The organism is Hoeflea sp. CAU 1731, from assembly GCF_039888615.1.
Taxonomy (GTDB): domain Bacteria; phylum Pseudomonadota; class Alphaproteobacteria; order Rhizobiales; family Rhizobiaceae; genus Flavimaribacter.
Genome location: NZ_JBDQQS010000001.1, coordinates 242,017 through 261,143, shown reverse-complemented (window position 1 = coordinate 261,143; position 19,127 = coordinate 242,017). Strand labels below are relative to the sequence as shown.

16 protein-coding genes are annotated in these 19,127 nt (G+C 56.2%); 11 read left to right on the top strand and 5 right to left on the bottom strand.

What is annotated here, in order from left to right:
- The first annotated feature begins 1 nt into the window (after nucleotide 1).
- Nucleotides 2-598 carry a protein-S-isoprenylcysteine O-methyltransferase gene (locus tag AAFN47_RS01265; RefSeq protein WP_499807362.1) on the top strand — a complete coding sequence of 199 codons (597 nt, stop codon included), beginning with the start codon at nucleotides 2-4 and terminating at the stop codon, nucleotides 596-598.
- Nucleotides 599-971: 373 nt separating this feature from the next.
- Nucleotides 972-1,472 carry a lipase family protein gene (locus AAFN47_RS01260; protein WP_499807361.1) on the top strand — a complete coding sequence of 167 codons (501 nt, stop codon included), beginning with the start codon at nucleotides 972-974 and terminating at the stop codon, nucleotides 1,470-1,472.
- A 3-nt stretch (nucleotides 1,473-1,475) separates the two neighbouring features.
- On the opposite strand, the gene AAFN47_RS01255 is transcribed toward AAFN47_RS01260, so the two are convergent.
- Nucleotides 1,476-2,312 (bottom strand): isocitrate lyase/PEP mutase family protein, encoded by an 837-nt coding sequence (locus AAFN47_RS01255; protein WP_499807360.1) that lies wholly within the window; start codon nucleotides 2,310-2,312, stop codon nucleotides 1,476-1,478.
- Nucleotides 2,313-2,502: 190 nt separating this feature from the next.
- Between AAFN47_RS01255 and AAFN47_RS01250 the strand changes: the two genes are divergently transcribed.
- The 4 genes from AAFN47_RS01250 to AAFN47_RS01235 are packed head-to-tail and all read left to right on the top strand — an operon-like array spanning nucleotide 2,503 to nucleotide 5,126.
- A complete protein-coding gene (locus tag AAFN47_RS01250; protein WP_499807358.1) occupies nucleotides 2,503-3,150 on the top strand; it encodes a hypothetical protein in 648 nt (215 codons plus the stop codon).
- Complete coding sequence (locus tag AAFN47_RS01245; RefSeq protein ID WP_499807356.1) at nucleotides 3,147-4,160, top strand: hypothetical protein; 1,014 nt, start codon at nucleotides 3,147-3,149, stop codon at nucleotides 4,158-4,160. The genes AAFN47_RS01250 and AAFN47_RS01245 overlap by 4 nt, the downstream gene beginning before the upstream one ends.
- Nucleotides 4,161-4,206: 46 nt before the next feature.
- A complete protein-coding gene (locus AAFN47_RS01240; RefSeq protein ID WP_499807355.1) occupies nucleotides 4,207-4,587 on the top strand; it encodes a rhodanese-like domain-containing protein in 381 nt (126 codons plus the stop codon).
- Nucleotides 4,584-5,126, top strand: coding sequence for an AAA family ATPase (locus AAFN47_RS01235; RefSeq protein WP_499807353.1), 543 nt, complete (start codon nucleotides 4,584-4,586; stop codon nucleotides 5,124-5,126). The genes AAFN47_RS01240 and AAFN47_RS01235 overlap by 4 nt, the downstream gene beginning before the upstream one ends.
- A 145-nt stretch (nucleotides 5,127-5,271) precedes the next feature.
- Here the strand turns inward: AAFN47_RS01235 and AAFN47_RS01230 are convergent, their stop codons facing one another.
- Nucleotides 5,272-6,381, bottom strand: a complete 1,110-nt coding sequence (locus AAFN47_RS01230; protein WP_499807352.1) for an AI-2E family transporter — start codon at nucleotides 6,379-6,381, stop codon at nucleotides 5,272-5,274.
- Nucleotides 6,382-6,586: 205 nt separating this feature from the next.
- Between AAFN47_RS01230 and AAFN47_RS01225 the strand changes: the two genes are divergently transcribed.
- Nucleotides 6,587-8,620, top strand: coding sequence for an FUSC family protein (locus AAFN47_RS01225; protein WP_499807350.1), 2,034 nt, complete (start codon nucleotides 6,587-6,589; stop codon nucleotides 8,618-8,620).
- Between the two features lie 40 nt (nucleotides 8,621-8,660).
- Here AAFN47_RS01225 and AAFN47_RS01220 read toward each other — a convergent pair whose 3' ends face one another.
- Together AAFN47_RS01220 and AAFN47_RS01215 are read right to left on the bottom strand one after the other, a co-directional pair.
- Nucleotides 8,661-11,822 carry an efflux RND transporter permease subunit gene (locus AAFN47_RS01220; protein WP_499807348.1) on the bottom strand — a complete coding sequence of 1,054 codons (3,162 nt, stop codon included), beginning with the start codon at nucleotides 11,820-11,822 and terminating at the stop codon, nucleotides 8,661-8,663.
- A 12-nt stretch (nucleotides 11,823-11,834) separates the two neighbouring features.
- A complete protein-coding gene (locus AAFN47_RS01215) occupies nucleotides 11,835-12,938 on the bottom strand; it encodes an efflux RND transporter periplasmic adaptor subunit (protein WP_499807347.1) in 1,104 nt (367 codons plus the stop codon).
- Nucleotides 12,939-13,180: 242 nt separating this feature from the next.
- On the opposite strand from AAFN47_RS01215, the gene AAFN47_RS01210 reads away from it, so the two are divergent.
- The 4 genes from AAFN47_RS01210 to AAFN47_RS01195 all read left to right on the top strand — a co-directional run bounded on the left by AAFN47_RS01210 (nucleotide 13,181) and on the right by AAFN47_RS01195 (nucleotide 17,511).
- Nucleotides 13,181-14,254 carry a Leu/Phe/Val dehydrogenase gene (locus AAFN47_RS01210; RefSeq protein WP_499807346.1) on the top strand — a complete coding sequence of 358 codons (1,074 nt, stop codon included), beginning with the start codon at nucleotides 13,181-13,183 and terminating at the stop codon, nucleotides 14,252-14,254.
- A gap of 205 nt (nucleotides 14,255-14,459) precedes the next feature.
- On the top strand, nucleotides 14,460-15,245 hold the full coding sequence (locus AAFN47_RS01205; protein WP_499807345.1) for an SH3 domain-containing protein: 786 nt from the start codon (nucleotides 14,460-14,462) through the stop codon (nucleotides 15,243-15,245).
- Nucleotides 15,246-15,824: 579 nt separating this feature from the next.
- Nucleotides 15,825-16,499: a class I SAM-dependent methyltransferase gene (locus tag AAFN47_RS01200; RefSeq protein WP_499807344.1), complete on the top strand. Its 675-nt coding sequence runs from the start codon at nucleotides 15,825-15,827 to the stop codon at nucleotides 16,497-16,499.
- Nucleotides 16,500-16,644: 145 nt separating this feature from the next.
- Nucleotides 16,645-17,511 (top strand): COG3904 family protein, encoded by an 867-nt coding sequence (locus AAFN47_RS01195; protein WP_499807343.1) that lies wholly within the window; start codon nucleotides 16,645-16,647, stop codon nucleotides 17,509-17,511.
- Here AAFN47_RS01195 and AAFN47_RS01190 read toward each other — a convergent pair.
- On the bottom strand, nucleotides 17,495-19,117 hold the full coding sequence (locus AAFN47_RS01190) for a DUF427 domain-containing protein (protein ID WP_499807342.1): 1,623 nt from the start codon (nucleotides 19,115-19,117) through the stop codon (nucleotides 17,495-17,497). The genes AAFN47_RS01195 and AAFN47_RS01190 overlap by 17 nt on opposite strands.
- Nucleotides 19,118-19,127: the final 10 nt, after the last annotated feature.

Here is a 19,127-nt window from a genome sequence, read left to right as displayed (position 1 = left end):
TATGTCATCAATAGACTGGTCATTGGCCGGCAAAACCGTCTGGTGGATATTCATCGTCGTCTGGGTGGCGTTGAGATGGCGGCCGAACGTCCGCGCGCGTCGTCATCGCGTCAAGCAAAGCAAGCGCAATCTCAAAGAGGATATATCACTGGCGATTTCCTTCAGCGGCCTGTTTCTTGTGCCGGTCATCTGGATGTCGACGCGATGGTTTCGGCCATTCAATCATGACATAGGCCCGTTTTCGATCGCTGTTGGAACAGTCCTTTTGATCATGTCGCTCATACTCTTCCATCTCACCCACAAGGCGCTCGGCACGATGTGGTCGAACAGCCTTGACCTCAGAACCGGCCACAAGCTCATCACCACCTCGATATACACGCATCTGCGTCATCCCATGTATACGGCCTTCTGGGTCTGGGCGCTTGCGCAGCCATTCCTCTTCGCGAACTGGATATCGGGACTGTCCGGAATCGTCGGATTCGGCGCGCTGTTTTTCCTGCGTGTCGGAACAGAAGAAGAGATGATGAAAGCTGAATTCGGGGAAGAGTACCGTTCCTACGTCAAAAGAACAAAAAAGATCATTCCCTGGATCTATTGAGTCCGCACCCAATCGGACTGTCTTCTTTCTATTTTGATGACAATTGTATAATAAATACCCGCTCGGGACTTGTTAATTCCCGCTCTGCTAGTAGTTCTACAACCGTACATGCGCTATTATCGAAGCAATGTTCGGCTAGTAATGCTGCAACGTCGGGGGACGATTGAGAGGGGTACGCTCTATGCTTGGCATCGGGAAGACGATGAATTCTGTGCTCGCCGCAATTTGCGCAGCAACACTCATAATTGCACTATCTATACCTGAAGGCTTTGCTGAAAACGACAGCAGTTACACAAACCGTCAGACCCGTGACAGCACAAATCATAGCTACAGCAACACAAAAAACCGGAAAGTAAATCCTCGCACCGGAGAGGTGTATCTGCTGCGTGGTCTCGCCAACATCTTTTCCCTCGGAATGGACGAAATTGAGAAAAAGATGGAAGCCCGCGGGCTTAACGCCAGAACCTTCAATCACAGCGGATGGAAATCCGTTGCAAACGACATTGTGCGTCGGTCAAAAGACGACAAGGTCTCGTATCCGATCGTGATCGCCGGTCACTCGCTTGGCGCCAACAGTTCAGTAACGATGGCCAACTATCTTGCAGAGAATGGTCTGGAGGTCGCCCTTGTGGTCGCCTATGATCCGACGATCAAGCGGACGGTTGGCAAGAACATCGACAGTGTCATCAATTTCTATGTGCCCAACGCCACCGATTCCAACGCCATCACCAAGGGACCGGGTTTCAGGGGACGGCTTAAAAACGTTGACATCTCCGACATGAAGAATGTTGGCCATATGAATCTGGAAAAAAACCCGAAACTGCAGGACGAATTGGTTAACCGTGTACTGAAGATAACACGCGCCAAAAGGTAGCCTCTACCCTCCGTCGCCCTTCCCGGCCATGAACCGCGTCGCTGCGGCATGGGGTAGAGCGTCGCCGGCATAGGTGAAGGTTTCACTGTGCAACACCTCTTCCGCCGCGCGCACCAGTCCGCCGAGCGCTGCGCGCGCAAAAGATCCGCCGACGCTGATGCGCTTGACTCCGGCCTGCGCGAGCTCACCAACCGACCATGTCGGACCTGACAATCCCATGACAACATTCACAGGCTTGTGGACGGAATCGCAAACGGCGCGGATGGCGGCGAGATTGGGCAATCCAGGCGCGTAGAGCACCTCGGCGCCGGCTTTGTCGAAAGCCTGCAGACGTCGGATCGTGTCGTCAAGGTCCGGCCGCCCATGAAGATAATTCTCGGCTCGCGCCGTCAGGAAAAAGTTCTGTCCTTTGCCTGCTTCGACACAGGCAGCGATTCGATCAACAGCAAGTTCGAAATCGTAAATGGGTTTGTCGGAATTGCCAGTGGCATCCTCGATGGTGCAACCGACAAGGCCCGCGGCGATAGCGCCCCCGATAATTGACGCGCAGTCTTCAGGCGATTCAGCAAAGCCGTTCTCCAGATCTGCGGAGACGGGCAGCGACGTCGCCTCCACAATCTCTTTGGCGTTGGAAAGCATCGTTTCCCGATCGAGACGATTGCTGGAATCGCGTTCGCCGAGTGCAAAGGCCAAGCCGGCGGATGTCGTGGCGATCGCTTTGAAGCCCAATGCTTCCAGTATCTTCGCGGATCCAGCGTTCCATGCATTCGCGATGACGAAGCAGCCCTCCTGGGCGTGCAAACTTGCAAAGGCGTCAAATTTTTCCTGACGTGTCGGCATGCCTGCACTCCCCGGCTGCATTATGTGATCGGAACATAACAGGAACAACCGAATGCTGCAAGCAGGAACGAGACAATAGATTTCATGGCTTGCGGCGTCAAAATATGTCAAAGAAGGCAAGCCTGTCCTATTCTACGCGACGTTAGAACGGGACAGCTACTGTCTTCTGCTGTGAGTCGCCGGGACGCAAATGGATTTCACTGACCTGATACAATTGCTGCACCACATGTGGTCCGGGGCGTTGCGGTTTGACCCGAAAATCTACGATCCGTCCGGCATGGACGACGCAACGCGTTTGGTGTCCGCTCTGATCGTCATTCTGGCGGGCGCGTCGGTTCTTATCGGCCAGTGCTTCGCCTTGTTTCTTGTGTCGGCCTCCCCCATCGGATTTCTTCTTGGCCTCTTGTTCAATGGACTTTCGCTGGCCATACGTCTTGGTGTCTGGATGGCAGCGTCGGTGATGGTCGCCAGCCTGTTCTTCGATACGGTTCTGCCGCCTTGGAACTTCATCTCCATCATCTTCATAGCGACGTCGCCTCTCGTGTTCGGTTTTCTCGCGGTCTTGCCGAGCATCGGCAACGTCATCCTGTTCGTTCTGTACGGCTGGACGACGCTGAACATGATGTACGGCATGTTTTACGCAGCGAAGGTGCCCTTCCTGTCCGGCGCGCTGTGCGCGCTGTCCGGATGGGTTGTGATGAGCCTGGTCGAGCGCCTGTTCTTTTCCAAAAGCCGCGCCGCCCATAGCGGCGGGTTCCTTTTTGCAAGTCGACGACTGTCGCGTTATTCGTCAGAACAGATCGCCGACTACGTCAAACAGCGGATAATGAACCGATGAGCGACCTGCAGGAACTGCTGACCGGAATTTTGCTCATAGCTGGCGCAACGCTGTTCGTGGCGTTGTTCACCGCTCCCTTTGAAGCGATGACGTGGTGGTCGCGCTGGACAACCACGGATGATGGCGACCTTGAAAACATCCAAGGATTGCCGATCGACAAGCTCTCCGAAGATCCGGCGACGGTCAACGAAGCCGACGACAAGGCAGTGGTGGTCTACGTCACGGGGATCGGAACAATCACGGGGGACTCGCATCCGCCGCTGGAGGCGAATTTTCTGAACGAGTTGAAAAAGGCGATGCCTTACGCGACCGTCATACAGGACTTTTTCCCGTATTCCCCGATGGGCATTCCGCTAACCGGCCAGCGCATTTTTGGCTGGTTCTGGCGCTATCTCGGAGGCCACAGCGCCAACGTGGCAAAGAACCTGATCCGATTGCGCAACATGTTTCAGGTGCTTGTCGCCGCTGACGGCAGGTATGGTCCGATCTACAGCGCAGGCACCTATCAGGTCATCCGCAAAAAGCTCTACCAGTCAGGTCAGACGCCGGGCTCCCACCGTCCTGTGATTTTGCTGGGCTACAGCGGCGGGGCGGAAGTCTCAGTCGGCGCCGCCCCCTTTTTGCGGACAGCGTTCAAGGCAAGGCTCTCGCTGTTTTCCCTTGGCGGCGTGCTTTCTTCCCATTCCGGGCTTTCCGCCCTGGATGACATTGTCCATATACAGGGCACGGCCGATCGCGTCGCCCGCATCGGCGCTGTCGGGTTCATTCACCGCTGGCGATTATTCGCGAAATCCTACTGGAACGAGGCGCGTCGCGAAGGCCGCATAACGCGGATCACTTTTCCTGGAGTTGGACACAACGGACCCAACGGCTATCTCGATGACGACAGCAGACCCGCAGAGGGTCAGCCGAGCAATATGCGGATGACGGTCGACGCCATCAAAAAGATGGTCGACAACGAAATCGCGGAAAGCGAGAGAGACCGAAACTACAAGTCCTCAACGGTCTGAAACCAAAACAATTATTCAAAGCAGAGACGAAAGAAGGAGTGCAAGAATGCAAACCGGGCAACTCGGCGACACGGTCTTCGAAACCTGGACGCCGGAGGAGGTTTACGAGGCCTTGACGCAGCATCGCATCGTGCTGATCGATGTCAGGACACCCCAGGAGTTCATGTTCGAGCACATTGAAGGCGCGCTTCTTTCACCAATGGCCTTCTTCTCGGCGCAAGATCTGCCCTCTCAGCAGGGCAAGCCCGTCGTGCTCCATTGTGGTTCCGGCGTCAGATCCGGCCGCGTTGCGAAGATGTGCAGCGAGGCCGGAGTCGACAAGATAGCGCATATGGATGGCGGTTTCGGCAAGTGGAAGGAAGCGCGGCTTCCTTATATCGGCACGGAAATGAGCACGGGCTCCCCAAAACGCATGCAGAAGGAATGATTGCGGGCGAACGCAATTTCTTCATCCTGTCCGGCTGCTCCGGCGGCGGAAAGTCCACGCTGCTTTCGGAACTCGCCGAAAGAGGCTACGCCACCGTCGAAGAACCTGGACGCAGAATTGTCAGACAGGAGATGTGCAACGGCGGAGCAGCCCTGCCCTGGCGTGATCCCGCTGCATTCGCGCGCAGGGCTGTTGCAATGGCGCTGGTGGATTTGCAGGAGGCGCAAGCAGCCGATGGACCGGTGTTCTTCGACCGTGGCCTCGTCGACGCTGCAGCCGCCTTGGAACAGGCGACAGGAAAACCTGTCCTGGAATCCGTGTGCATTCCGCGACGCTATCATCACATGATGTTCCTCGCACCGCCCTGGCCCGAGCTTTTCGGTCAGGACACGGAGCGCAGACACGATTTCGGCGAGGCCGTCGCCGAGTATGAGAGGCTTCTGAAAGCCTATCGGGCATTGAATTACACGGTCGTTCCTCTGCCCAAGGCTCCTGTTCAAGACCGGGCGGACTTCGTTGTCTCTATGATTGAAGTCTGATCCGTTCGGTTATCCAACCGCCCTTGATCGCTTTGAGGAATAGAGGCCGGCGGCGTCGAATCCGCCGAGCACTCTGCCAGTAGTCACCTCATAGTTGCTCGGCCCTGAAATTAAGACGACCGATTTTCTGCACTGTCGCCGCGGCCTATGAACTGGTCATTTCCTGCCCGTCCGCCGCTTCAGCAAAGGGTTGCTTGTCCCAGTTCTTGCCGATGCGGCCGTCACTCGACAGCAGTATGGCGATTGGTCGCGTCGGCACAAACGCCGCCATCACGATAACGACCATAGACGTCATCGGAACCGCCAGAATGGCGCCTGCCACGCCCCAGATCGCATACCAGACAGTCAGCGAAATAAGAATGATGAAGGGGCTCAGGTTAAGAGATCGGCCGAACAGCCGCGGCTCTACGACGCCACCCATGAACATTTGCGAGGCTGTCAGCGTGACGAAGACGAAAAGCAGCGAGGGGATCGAGCCGAATTGCGCTGCGGCGAGAAGGACAGGCGCGGCCACACCCACCATCGACCCCACATACGGGATGTAGTTGAGAACGCCTATGAAGACGGCGAAGAAACCCGCAAAATCAAGTCCGATCGCCAGCATTGCGACATAGCTGATCAATCCCAGCATCACATTGACGAGGGTTTTCAGCGTCAGATACTCGCCAATGCGCTGGTTGACGCTTCCAACGACATCCATTGCGGTCTCGGCGTCTTTTCTGTTGCCAGCCGCAAGCATGACCTTGCGGGGCAAATGCAGTCTCTCGGCGATCAGAAAAGTCGCATAGAAAATCACGACGAAAATCTGCCCGGCAAAGGAGCCCACGGACGTCACGGTCGTGCTTATGACCCGCTGAAGATTGATATTTTCAAGAAGCAGATTGCGTATCGTATCCCAGGTGGGCTCATCGTCGATGCCCAGATAATTCGCGACGTCTCCAATGAAAAGCAGCAATGTCGACTGGTATTGCGGCGCGAGCGCCACGATCCGCTGAACGTTCTCGGCGAACAGGAAAATCATCAATACGGCGAGGAAAATGAATAACAACAGAGCAATGACGTTGCGTAGCCAGAGCGGGATCACCGCTCCAACCACCGGAACTCGTCCAAGCACGGAAGCGATCGTCGACAGAACGTAGACGGAAATGACGCCGGAGATGATAGGGATGAATATCGGCTTTCCGATATGCAATATGTAACCGATCATGATGGCGAAGGCCAATCCGTAGACCAGATTACGAAAGCGGTCGTTCATTCAGCGGCTCCTGCGTGTGCAGCTTCTGGCGCGAAGTAGACCTGCATTCATACATGATTACAAGCCTCCGCGTCATCCTCGACAGCGCCTCTTCGGAAGTCGTGGTCCATTCAATATACTGCCGTTGTTGATTGGTTTTTTGACACCGAAACATACATTGTGACAGCGATGGATAGAGACACATGAGGGAGCCGGACAGCCCGAAATGACACTTGGACTGACCAGGTTTGCTTCCTTTCTTCGCCGGGTAGATCCCGGCGGCCTCAACCTGGTTCGCGGACTGCATTTTGGTCTTGCCACCATCCTTGCAGGCTCAATCGGTTATGGACTCTATCGCTTCGCCCCGTCGGGCTTGGCCCCGAACCTGACGATCTTCTGCGCCGCAAGCGCCGCCTTCAGCCTGCTGTTTCTGACGCCTGGGCCGAAGCCGACTGAGTTCAAGCTGATCCTGCGCAACGGCGCTGTGGTTCTTGCGGTGCTACTCGTCGGAGCGATTGTCGGCTGGGGCAGCCTCGATCCAGGCGGCAGGCTCGTCACCTATGTCTGGGTCCCCGTCATAGCGTTCGGGTTTTACTTGCGGCGTTACGGCGTCGACGGAACCCAGATCGGAAGACTGATGTCGATGATGTTCATGTTTCTCGTCATCGAGAACCCGGATCGCAGCGTTTCATGGTGGCTTCCCCTTGCTGCCCTGATTGGCGCGGGATCCGCCATCGTCGTGCGTATTCTTGGCTGGCGGCCATCTTCCCTCAATGCTTTTGCATCCGAGGAGGATTCGATTCTATCCGAGTTTGCGCGAAGACTGAGAGACAACGACGTCGCAGGTCAACTCGAGGTCGATGATTTGCGCGCGCGCTGGACCGAGTTTGCACGCCTCTCCAATATTGTCGTGTTTCAAAACCCCCAGATCAGCGACGAGATCCAGTCGCGCGTTCTGCGGGTTCTGCGCATTCTGCTTTCCGGCCAGTATATGGGCGACCTCTACAAGGAGATCAAAGCGTCGGGAAATGGCGATGTGATCGCTCGTCCGGATCTTGCAGCATTGCGCAAGGATGTTGCGCAGGTTTTACTTGGTTCAGACCGCTACAGCGCGCGTCCCTCTGATGAGGTCGAACACATTCGCGAGCGCCTCCTTTCATCCGGGGGTGGGAACGATAAAAAAGACTTCTATGAATTCAGACTGTTCGCCGCCTATGCAAGGATCTTTGAAATTTTGCAGACGACGAGCGCCGGCAAGCCGACGCCTGAGCCTCGCCGCGCCTGGCAAGTCGAAGTAGCGGATGCGGAAGCAGCAAACAGAATGGCGATACAGGGTTTTGTCGCCGCGAGCATCACTATTTTCCTGACCTCATGGCTCAATCTCGCCCACGGTTTCTGGGCCACGATGACAGTCTATATGGTGCTCAGCGGCACCGCGGGCGCGACTCTGCAGAGGATGACCGAAAGAACTGTCGGAACAGCCGCTGGCGCCGCCTTGGCGATCCTGGTCGAAAACACAATTCCGTTGACGTCGTTTCAGGCTGCAACTGCTTTGATGGCGTTGGGACTTGTCGTGCTTGCGCTTCCCGGAAATTATACAATTGCATCCGGCCTGATCAGCTACACCGTACTCATCGCCTTTCATCTTCTGGCCGACGCTGGCAGTGGAAACGAACTCGCGCGCGTCTACGACACCTTCATTGGCGCATTCACCGGGCTCGCAGCCGCGCTGCTGATTTTTCCGGTCAGATCGATCGACAAAATCGATCCTCTTTTGGCGGATATCAAAAGCAAGGCGTTGGATCTCTTACACACGACGACGGAAAGCCCGAAGCAGCAACAAAACGCCTCCCTGGCGGCGCTGGAACAGTCATCCAGGAAGCTCGCCGAGATCATTCCCGAGATCGAGGCGGAACGTCTGCTCGACCTTCAGCCGCCGAAGAAACTCAGGAGACGTTTGGCCTATGCCGACGCCCTGGTCTCCTACGTCACCCTTTATGTCGATACGCGCTCGAAGACAGAACCGTTTCAACTCTCCGATGAGACAACAGACTTTCTTCACACCGTTCAGAAACAACTGGAAAAGGCGTTCCTGCCTTCCCCCGAAGCGCCCGGAATGGCAGCCGACGCATTGAAAGAGCTGGAAATACCCCGTCTTGACGTGGACAGCCGTCGGCTGTCGATGATGCTGATCGGCATAAGATATTACGCCTACAAGACCGCCACCGTTCTGGACGAGTTGAATACGCTCAAGCCCTGAGGCCAAAAAGCTTTCGCGATTGGGAGTGTACAGGAGGTCCTTATCCCGCGCCTTGCTCCGTCCATGTTTGTTCAGACCGGTTCCGGCGACGGCGCCAGTTATTCGACTTTTCGCGCATCGACTGGAATACGAAATACAGCACCGGAACCATCAGCAGGCCCAAGGTGCTGTCTACCAGCATCCCGGCGAATACCGGCACGCCGATCGACAACCTGGCGCTCGCTCCCGGCCCGGAGGCGAAGATAAGCGGCAGGACGCCAATGACGAAGCAAAGACCGGTCATCGTGACAGGTCTGAACCTCAGCTTCGCGGCGCTCAGCGCCGCATGAGCGATGCTGGCGCCTTCGTCGCGGCGCACCTTGGCGAACTCGACGATCATGATCGCCTTCTTTGCCGCAAGCGCAATCAGCAGCACCAGCCCAATCTGTGCGTAGATATTGTTGTTCAGGAAGGAGAGAAAATACAGCGGCAACAAGGCGCCGAACACCGACATCACGGTCGACGTCATGACGGACATTGGCAAGGTCCAGCTTTCATACTGGGCGACCAGAAACAAATAGGCGAATATGACTGCAAGGATGAGGATGTAGACGACAAGGCCGCCTGCCTGGACCTCCTGAAGCGTTACGCCGCCCCAATCGATGCGATAGCCATCCGGCAGGGTTTTCGCCGCAACCTCCTCCATTATCCTGATCCCCTCGCCCGACGCAACGCCGGGTTCCGGCAATCCGGTAATCGATGAGGCCTGGAACAAGTTGTAGCGATAGATCTGGTCCGTCCCGAGAATAGGGCTTTCCGTTACGAGCGCACTGAGCGGAATCATCTCGTTCGAGTCGTTTCGAACATAGATGTCGCGGACGTCGTCGACCGACTGTCGAAACCGGGATTCCGCGGTGAGGACGACCCAGTAGATATTGCCGTCAACCACGAAATTGTTGACGTAATATTCGCCAAGATTGGCCTGTAGCACCTCGTAGATATTCGAAATATCGACACCCAGAATCTGCGCCCGATCACGATCGATCGCGAGATAATATTGCGGCGTCGTGGCGGCGAAATTGCCAAACGCCTGTTTGAATTCCGGCGTCGCGTTCAATGCAGTCAAGAACGCGCGCTGGACGGAATCGAGCTGCTGCAGACTGCCTGTATTGAGATCCAAAAGCTCGGCGGAGGTTCCGCCGCTGGAGCCAACGCCCTGTATCGTCGGCAGCGGAAAAACGACCGCCGTCGCCGAAGGCAGAGCGTTGAATTTGCTGTCGAGCGTCGCAAGAATGCTGTACCATTGGGTTTCCGGCGTTGTTCGCTCGCTCCAGTCCTTCAGGACGGCGACGATCATGCCGGTGTTCGGACGCGTCCCGTTGATGAGGCTGTCGCCGCTCACGCCGATGACGTTAAGTACCCCTGGAGTCTTTGCGGTGATATCACTCAGCTGAGCGATAACCTCCTCGGTGCGCTGCAGGGAGGCTCCGTCCGGCAATGTTATGCTCGACATAAGAACGCCCTGGTCCTCCTGCGGAATGAAGCCTGTGGGCGTTGCCTGGAACAGATAGACCGTTGCGCCAATAAAGCAGGCGAATAACACCAGCGTGACGCCTGCGAAACGCAGCATTCTGAACGCCAGCCACATATATCCGCGCCGCAGCCGATCCACCGTCCAGGGTATGATCCTCAGCGGCCCCTTGGCGTGGCCGGTGCTTCTCTTCAGCAGGAGCGAGCAAAGCGCCGGACCCAGCGTCAGCGCGTTGACTGCGGACAGCGAGAACGCAAAAACGATTGTAAGCGCAAATTCCAGATAGATTTTTCCGGTGATTCCCGGAAAAAAGCAGACAGGCACGAACACCGCGGCCAGCACAAAGGTTGTGGCGATAATCGGCCCGGTGATCTGCGACATCGCCTTGAGCGTCGCCTCTCGCGGCTCCAGTTGCTCCTCTTCCATGATGCGTTCGGCGTTTTCAATGATTACGATCGCGTCGTCCACCACGAGGGTGATGGCGAGAATGATTGCGAATAGCGTAATCATGTTGGCGCTGAAGCCGGTGAGATAGATCAGCGCTACAGCGCCCAGAAGAGAGACGGGAATTGCAATCGCCGGAATGATCGTCGCCCGCCAGCTCAAAAGGAACATGAAGGTCACCGCGATGACCAGAAGCGCGGTGATTGCCAACGTCTGCATGACTTCCCGCACCGAAGCGCGAACGGCCTTCGTCACATCATAGGTCAGATTGTAGGCGACGCCTTCGGGAAAGGATTTGGCCAGTTCATCCATCTGCTTGTAGACGCCGTCGGCGACGTCGAGGGCATTCGCGCCGCTTTCAAGCAGGATCTGGATCGCGGCCGCCGGCGTGTTGTTGAAAGTGGCGTTTGAATCGTAAGTTTCCGAACCGAGCTGCACGCGGGCGACGTCGCTCAGCCGGACCAGCGATCCGTCCGTATTGGCCTGCACGATGATCTTTTCGAACTGGTCGACCGTATCCAGCAAACCCTCGGCTTGCAGCGTGTATTGGAAGTCGATCTTGCCGTCGCCGAACGGCGGAGCGCCGACCGTTCCGGCGGTCGCCTGGACGTTCTGGGCGTTGATCGCATCGACGACGTCCGACGCCGTCAGGTTGAGGTAAGTCAGCTTGTCTGCGTCCAGCCATACCCGCATGCTGTAATTGAGTTGGCCGAACTGGGCCGTGCCGCCCACGCCCGGAATGCGGCTCAAGGGCTCTTGCACATGGTTTGCCGCATAGTTGCTGAGAAAGAGTTCGTCCCGCGACTGGTCCGGCGATATCAGGTTAATTACCTGAATCATATTGCTGGACTGTTTGGACGTAATTACGCCCTGCTGGACCACAGTGGCGGGCAAAAGCGCCGTCGCCATGGCGACCCGGTTCTGCACGTTGACGGCCGCGATATCCGGATCGGTCCCGATCCTGAAATTGACCGTCAGGACATAGTTGCCGCTGTTGTCGCTGGTCGACGTCATGTACAGCATGCCGTCGACGCCGTTGACCTGTTGCTCGATAGGTGTGGCGACGGTGTCCTGGATCACCTTGGCGCTGGCGCCTGGATATTGCGCCGTGACCGAAACCTGGGGCGGCGCAATATCTGGATAGTCCGCAATCGGAATGAATATGATCCCGATAGCGCCGACGAGCGTGGTGACGATAGCGATGACGACGGCAAATTTCGGCCGATCAATAAAGAACTCGGATATCATCAATCGCTCCCGTCAGCTCTGCTGCTCGACGGGCTTCACGATGATTCCGGGCTGCACCTTCTGCAGGCCCTGTACGATGACCTTCTGATCTTTTTTCAATCCCGAGGTGACGACCCACATCCCGGCTTTCTGCTGACCAACCTCGATGTCCTGTCTTTCGACCTTGTTGTCGTCGCCCACGAGGAAAACGAAGTGTCCCTTCTTGTCGAGTTGCACAGCAAGCTGTGGGACGGCGAGTTCCGGCTTGGCCGACGGATCCATCGTCCTTGCAGTGACGAACTGACCCGGAATCAGAATACCGTCGGGGTTGTCGAAAGTGGCTCTGATTTCGGTTGTGTCCGTCGACTGTTCGATCGCGACCCCGACATAGTTGATCGTGCCCGTTTTCGGATAAACGTCTCCGTTCGAGAGCGTGATCTCCACTTCGAGTTTCGCCTGGTCCTCTCCGATCAGCCCCCTCTGTCGCGCATCGACAAGGTCGATTTCGCTGATGTAGAACCGGACATAGATCGGATCGACGCTCAGAATGGTCGCCAAAGTGCCGCTGTCCGGGGTGACGAGATTGCCCACGTTGATATTGGTCGTGCTTATCCGGCCGTCGATCGGGCTGGTGATTGTCGTATAGCCGAGATTGATCTTGTCCAGCTCCAGTTGAGCCTTGGCTTCGCCAAGCGTCGCCTGACTGTTCTGGAGGTCGGCTTCTGCCTGATCCACCGCCGATTGCGGCTGGTCCTGCTTGTCGCGCAGGAACTTCATGCGTTCGAACGTCTTCTGATCGTCCGTCACCGTGGCCTGCGCGCCCTCTACGGTCGCCGCCGACTTGTCCACGTTCGCCTTGTAGGTGTCCTTTTCTATCTCATAGAGGACGTCGCCTTTCTTGACGGTCGCGCCTTCAGTGAAATTGCGTTTTTCGAGAAAACCGGTCACCCGGGCTTGAAGCTCGACCGTGCTGACGGCAATCACCCTGCCGACATATCTGTTCAAGGCGGCGGGAGACTGCTCCGTCACCGTCGAAACCACGACAGCGGGCGGTGGTGAAGAGCTGGCTGTTTGCGCGTGCGCCGCTATTGGCGTCAACGCCATGGACAATCCTGCTAACGCCATTCTGAAAATCATGAAAAGAACGCCTCCATGCTGTTGAGGCGCTATCCTAGCCGTTATTACTCTTGAGATCAGTAAACTATTCCTGATTTTCATCGCTCCGCCACCTCATCTACTAATGGTAGAAAAGCAATTACACTCTCTATAGTTGTATTTCTTTACGACAGACAATCTATGTATTATATTATAACGCAGTATTTCCGCGTTGCGTATCGGAAGTCGCGCGTGGTTAGCGAACGCCAGCGAGGTCGTGAACCGTGAACACGCACGCCATGACGATGGAGGATTTTCGACAGGAATTTCTGTCCGATCATCCAGATTTTGACGATCACGAACATGTCGTTTTCAGGCGGCTTCCCGAGTTTGGAGTGGACGTCATAATCGCAATCCACAGCACCGTGCTCGGGCCTGCCCTTGGCGGCGCGCGCCTGTGGAAGTACCCGACCAAGGCAGCCGCGTTGACGGATGTGCTGCGCCTTTCCTCAGGCATGACCTGCAAGAATGCCCTAGCCGGTCTGGAATTCGGAGGCGGCAAGGCTGTCATTATCGCCGATCCCGAACGCAATAAATCCCCCGCGCTGCTCAAGGCTTTTGCAAGAACAGTCAACGACCTTGAGGGACGATACATCAGCGGCGAAGACGTGGGTCTGACCCCGTCCGATATGGATATTCTGGCGGAAGTCACTCCTTATGTCAGAGGGGGAACGAAGGGTCCGGCGGGAGATCCCTCCCCCTATACGGCGCTGGGCGTCTTCGAGGGAATGAAGGAAGCACGCCGCTTCAAATTCGATGACGACTGGGTCATCGGCTTGACCGTATCCATACAGGGACTGGGAAATGTCGGATGGCGCTTGGCGGAGATGCTCCATGAAGCAGGCGCGAAGCTCATCGTGTCAGATATCAGGAGCGACCGCGTCAAGAAGGCCGAGACCACGTTCGGGGCGGCTGCCGTCGACTCTGAAAATTCGCATCGCGTTGAAGCGGATATATTTGCCCCATGCGCCCTGGGCGCCGTCATCAACGACGATTCTGTGGACGAGATTGCTGCGCCGATAGTCGCGGGTTCGGCGAACAATCAGCTTGCGGCTTCGTATCACGGTCAATTGTTAGCAGAACGCGATATACTTTTTGCGCCAGACTACGTGCTCAACGCCGGAGGCGTCATTTGTCTGGCGTGCCAGGATGAAACCGGGTCCTTGATCGGAAGCAGGGTTCGCTCGATCCCGCTGACACTCCGTAAAATCTTCGAAACCGCCGCCGAAGAGAACCTGCCGACCAGCATGGTTGCCGATGAAATGGCGCGCAGTCGCCTGAAAGCCCGGGCCGCCTGAAACCGGTTGCTATCATCTCGCAGCGCCTCGTTTCAAACGGTGCGCCGGCCCCGGATCAGCTCATGAACCAAGCATCGTAAGAGTATCTAAATATTCTGGTTACGGTGCGTTAGTAATGTCGTCACAATTGCAACTTTGGAAGTGTCAATATCCGACTTCCGTGTATATTGACGCCCGTTGAAACTCTACACGCTAGGAGGTGAGTATGAGGAAATTGCTATTGTGGGGATTGGCGGCGCTCTGCCTGCCGTTAATGACTGTTACCGCGCTGGCGCAAACGCCAGGCTATACTACAACCGGTGTGCATCTTCGCGCAGGTCCGGGAACGAACTATCCGTCAGTCGCCGTCGTGCCGGCGAATTCGGCAATCAAGATTTACGGCTGCCAGTCCGGTTACGACTGGTGCGACACCAAGTGGGGCGCGACCCGCGGCTGGATCGATTCCGAGTACATAGTCACTGTCGACAATGGCCAGAAAACACAGCTGACACCAGCTGTCGCCACTGCCGTCGGCATCGGCCTCGCGACCTTTAACCAAGCGTACTGGAACAGCTACTACGTTGGTTATCCCTGGTACAACCAGTGGGGTTACTACTATCACCCCTATGGTCCCTATGGTCCACATCACCCCTACGGACCGCCTCCTCCGCATCATCCCTATGGTCCCTACGGCCCCTATAGTCCACACCATCCGTATGGACCGCCCCCGCCGCATCACTCCGGCTACGGGCCTCATGGTGGTCCGCCTCCCGGTGTCCCCGCACATTATGGCGGCGGCATGCCCGGCGGGATGCCAGGCGGCTTTAACGGTGGAATGCCGCACGGTGGCTTCGGCGGAGGAATGCCCGGCGGGTTCGGTGGCGGGATGCCACATGGTGGTTTCGGCGGCGGAATGCCCGGAGGCTTTGGCGGCGGAGGAATGCCCGGCGGCTTTGGCGGCGGCGGATTCGGCGGCGGCCACATGGGCGGCGGCTTCGGCGGCCATCGCTAGAAAAGCGCGGGCGTCAGCCTGAACATGCAGCGGGGCCGTTCATCGGCCCCGTTTTTTGTATTTGCACTACGGCGACGTCGCCCAATAGATCTTTTCATTCCGCTGTGAACCAGCCGCGCGCTAGATGCACTCGGACACACGCAGGCAACACGGCGACAACGATTTCAGTATCGTTGAGCATACTTTTCCAGAAATAGATTCATCTAACATCATCTGAAAGCATACCAATACTATGAGTTGCATTATATAACATGATAAAAATATTTCAGAAATTGAGAGAGAATATCAATCATAGATATTCTGCAATTTCGATTTTTTGTATATATATTATTTGATGATTCTATGTTGTTCCGAGAATTTCATTGAAGAATACGATGTGCGCGTTTGGCGTTACGCTCGACTTCGCCTGATCGCCCGAACGCCTGCAGATTCAACAACTGACAGTAGAATTCACTATCTTTCCATTTGCTTGACGTGCGCCAAACGGCAGCCACCCCAAGATATCAAATATGTCAAATCACATCGCGACAGCTCAGCCGGGTTTAAGCTGGAAGCGCGGACCGTGAGAGCCACGTCCTGATGCCCGAACAGATCAAAGACCCGTATGAAAATCCCAAATCGATAGAGTTCGGTTTCAGGAAAAAACGCTTCGCCCCTTTTGAAGAGATGGTTCACGACCTGATGCCGGACACACGGCTGGTTCGCATACTCGACCTGGGGGGCACTGAAACTTACTGGATGATCGCGCGTGACCTGTTCAAAAAATATCATGGTCGGATTCACGTCACGATCGTCAACAATGAACCGGTGAAGATCAGAGACGACGAACATTTCTCGTTCGTATGCGCGGATGCAAAGGACAAAAGCCTGCTTGTCGGGGAAGAGTTCGACATTGTGCATTCAAACTCGGTTATCGAACATGTCGGCAATTGGGAGGCAATCCTTAATTTCCGGGACAACGTGCGCCGACTCGGCAAGCGTCACTTCATCCAGACGCCAAACTACTGGTTTCCCATCGAGCCCCATTTTCGTTTCATTGGCTTTCATTGGCTGCCGCTTTTTCTGCGCGCATGGTTGCTACGGCACAGAAAATGCGGATTTTACCTGCGGGAACCCGATTTCCTGAAATCGCGAGAGATCGTCGACAGCATCAAACTGATAACTGGAAAAGAAATGCGTCATCTGTTTTTCGACTCCCGGATTGTCAGCGAATCCTTTGGCGGCCTCACAAAGTCTTTCATAGCCATCAAGTAGCAATCGGATCCCGGCGCATCGCGCATCGGGATCAGCCGATCATCACCCTCCAACTTTTCTGGATACGCCTTGTCAGGCAGGTTGGCGTAAGAAACGCTCTGGAAAACGCCTCCACAGGCGACCTGTTTTATCCTATCGTGCCCGAATGGGTGACTTCCTTTCATTCTGGCGCGGAGAACGGGCTCTCGGACCATCATTCTGGTTGTTCTTCGTCGCGCCCTGCGTCGTCGTCTACGCGGCGCTGGCCGGCGTGTTGACGTTGCCCTACGTCCCGCTCATTGTTTTCGTTTGCCTGCTTGTCGCCTCTCTTTCGATTTTCGCAATGCTTTCGATTGGCGTCATCCGTGCAGGAGAGGCCCATGTCGCCGCGCGCGGCTCGCTGGCGCCCGTCTGGGGCAGCTACGTCGCCATCATCATCGTGCTGTTCATCTTCGGCACACAATGGCTGGGTCTCTATCAGCGAACGATATGGAAACCCGAGGAAGAGCTGTTCACGACGAAGATGGATCGTCTCCACGCTTCAACCTATGACTTGTCGCTGTCCGACGACGGCCGCGTTCTGACGCTCGATGGCGACGTCGCCCTCGGTTCGACGAAAATCATTCGAAATCTCTTGTCGGAGAATTCAGGCGTCAAAGCCCTGGCGCTCAACAGCAAAGGTGGAAATATCTACGAAGCGCGGGGCATCGCGCGACTGGTGTCGGAAGGACATCTCGACACGCGTATCGATGGCGAATGCAGTTCGGCCTGCACGATCATCTTCATTTCCGGCGCGAACAGAACCATGGGCCCCGACGCACGGCTCGGCTTTCATCAATACCGCCTGGACAGCACAGCCAATATTCCAAATGTGGACATTGCCGAGGAACAATTGCGCGACCGAGCATTCTTCGAAAACCAGGCGATTGATCCGGAGTTCCTGAAAAGGATCTTCAACAGTCCGCACAATGCAATCTGGTATCCTGAACGGTCAGAACTCGAAACCGCGGGCGTGATCACGACACCGGACTGATCTGCGCCTCTGACGCATCGAAATCCGCGTCGCGGCTGCCTGCCGCGTAGATTTCCTGGCTTGATCCAAATCCGTCGAAACGATGCGAGCCGATCGAAAAGACATTCTGCGGCGGGCTGCCGCCATCGCTTTCCAGCGCGTCAACGAAGTCTCGCGACATGATGATCTTGTTGCCGGTCGCCTTGCACAATCCCTCCATTCTGGTGGCGAGATTGACCGCTGGACCGATGACCGTGAAATCGAGGCGATCATGGCTGCCGATATTGCCATAGGTCACATCGCCGATATGCAAAGCGATTCCCATGTCTATCGGTGGACCATCTTCCAAAAGCCCCTTCTCGAGATTCTCCTCAACGACCCTTATCGCCTGGCGGGCCGACCGCAGAGCCAGTTCCGCCTGCCCGGCCCTGTCGTCGGCAAGATCGGAAATCGGGAAGACGGCGAGAACCGCGTCGCCGATGAATTTGAGCACTTCCCCGCCATTTTCACTGATCGGCGCCAGGACCATGTCGTAATAGCGATTGAGCATCTTCAGATAGTCGTCGCGCGGAAGCTCTTCCGCAAGCCTTGTCGAGTTTCGCAGATCGCTGAACAGGATCACGGCCTGGATATCCTCGCCGAGGCCACGCCGAATGTCGCCGTTCAACACGCGTTTCCCGGTGCGCCTCCCAAGATAGGTGTCGAGCAGCGTCTTGGTGTTCTTGCGCAAGGTCAGGACTTCAAAATACCGCCCGATCGTCCCGACGATTTCGAAGATCTGTCCCAGGTCCGCCGTTGAAAATCCATCCTCGCTGTCACTCGCGAGCGTAATCACGTTGATCTGCCCGTCCGAAAACGGAAGTGGCATCGCCACATAATCCGTCGCGCCTGAGGCCTTCAACTCATGAATGATCGGATAATCGAACTCGAAAACGTCGACGTTGAGCGGTTGGCGCACGCCGCCTTTGGCCATGCTGACATAGTATATCGGGCTGTTGACGAATTCGGGATCGTCGAGGAGATCGTAACTCGCTTCGGCCAGGCTGGCCTCGTCCGTATCGCGCTTCCAGACAATATTGGAGCCTGCAATCTCGGGATGCAGCGACCAGAGCACGACCGAAATACGACTGACGCCAATGCCGGCCTCCACGAGTTTATGCCCAAGCATGCGCGCGAGTTCCCGGCGCGTCTTGCAATTGCCGGCTCCACGCAAGATCCAATCGCTCAATGGACTGCTGATATGGGCTTCCTCGATCCGGATTTCCGGAGGTGAAACGGCAAAGTCGTACTCTTCGGCGACTTCTTCCGTGAAAGCGAGATAGCCGCCAATGCCTCGTGCTTCGGCCAGGGGTCGTTGGTAGGACCAGGTGCCGTTTTCCTTCAAACCGGACGCGGTTTTGACGTGCCAGTAGGAAGCCGTTCCCTTGAACGGGCAGAACGTCTTTTGATTGGAAGGCGACAGAATATCGGGATCGACAGCATCGGAAGGAAAGTAATAGCAGTCGGCCAAGCGTGTTTCGCGAAGCACACGAACACGTTCTGAGGATGCGACAGGCCATCCGCCGTGGAGGACCTTGACCTCGCCTTCCACGTCTCCGATCTCGATGCTGTATTTATTGCTGTTCATCCAGCGAACT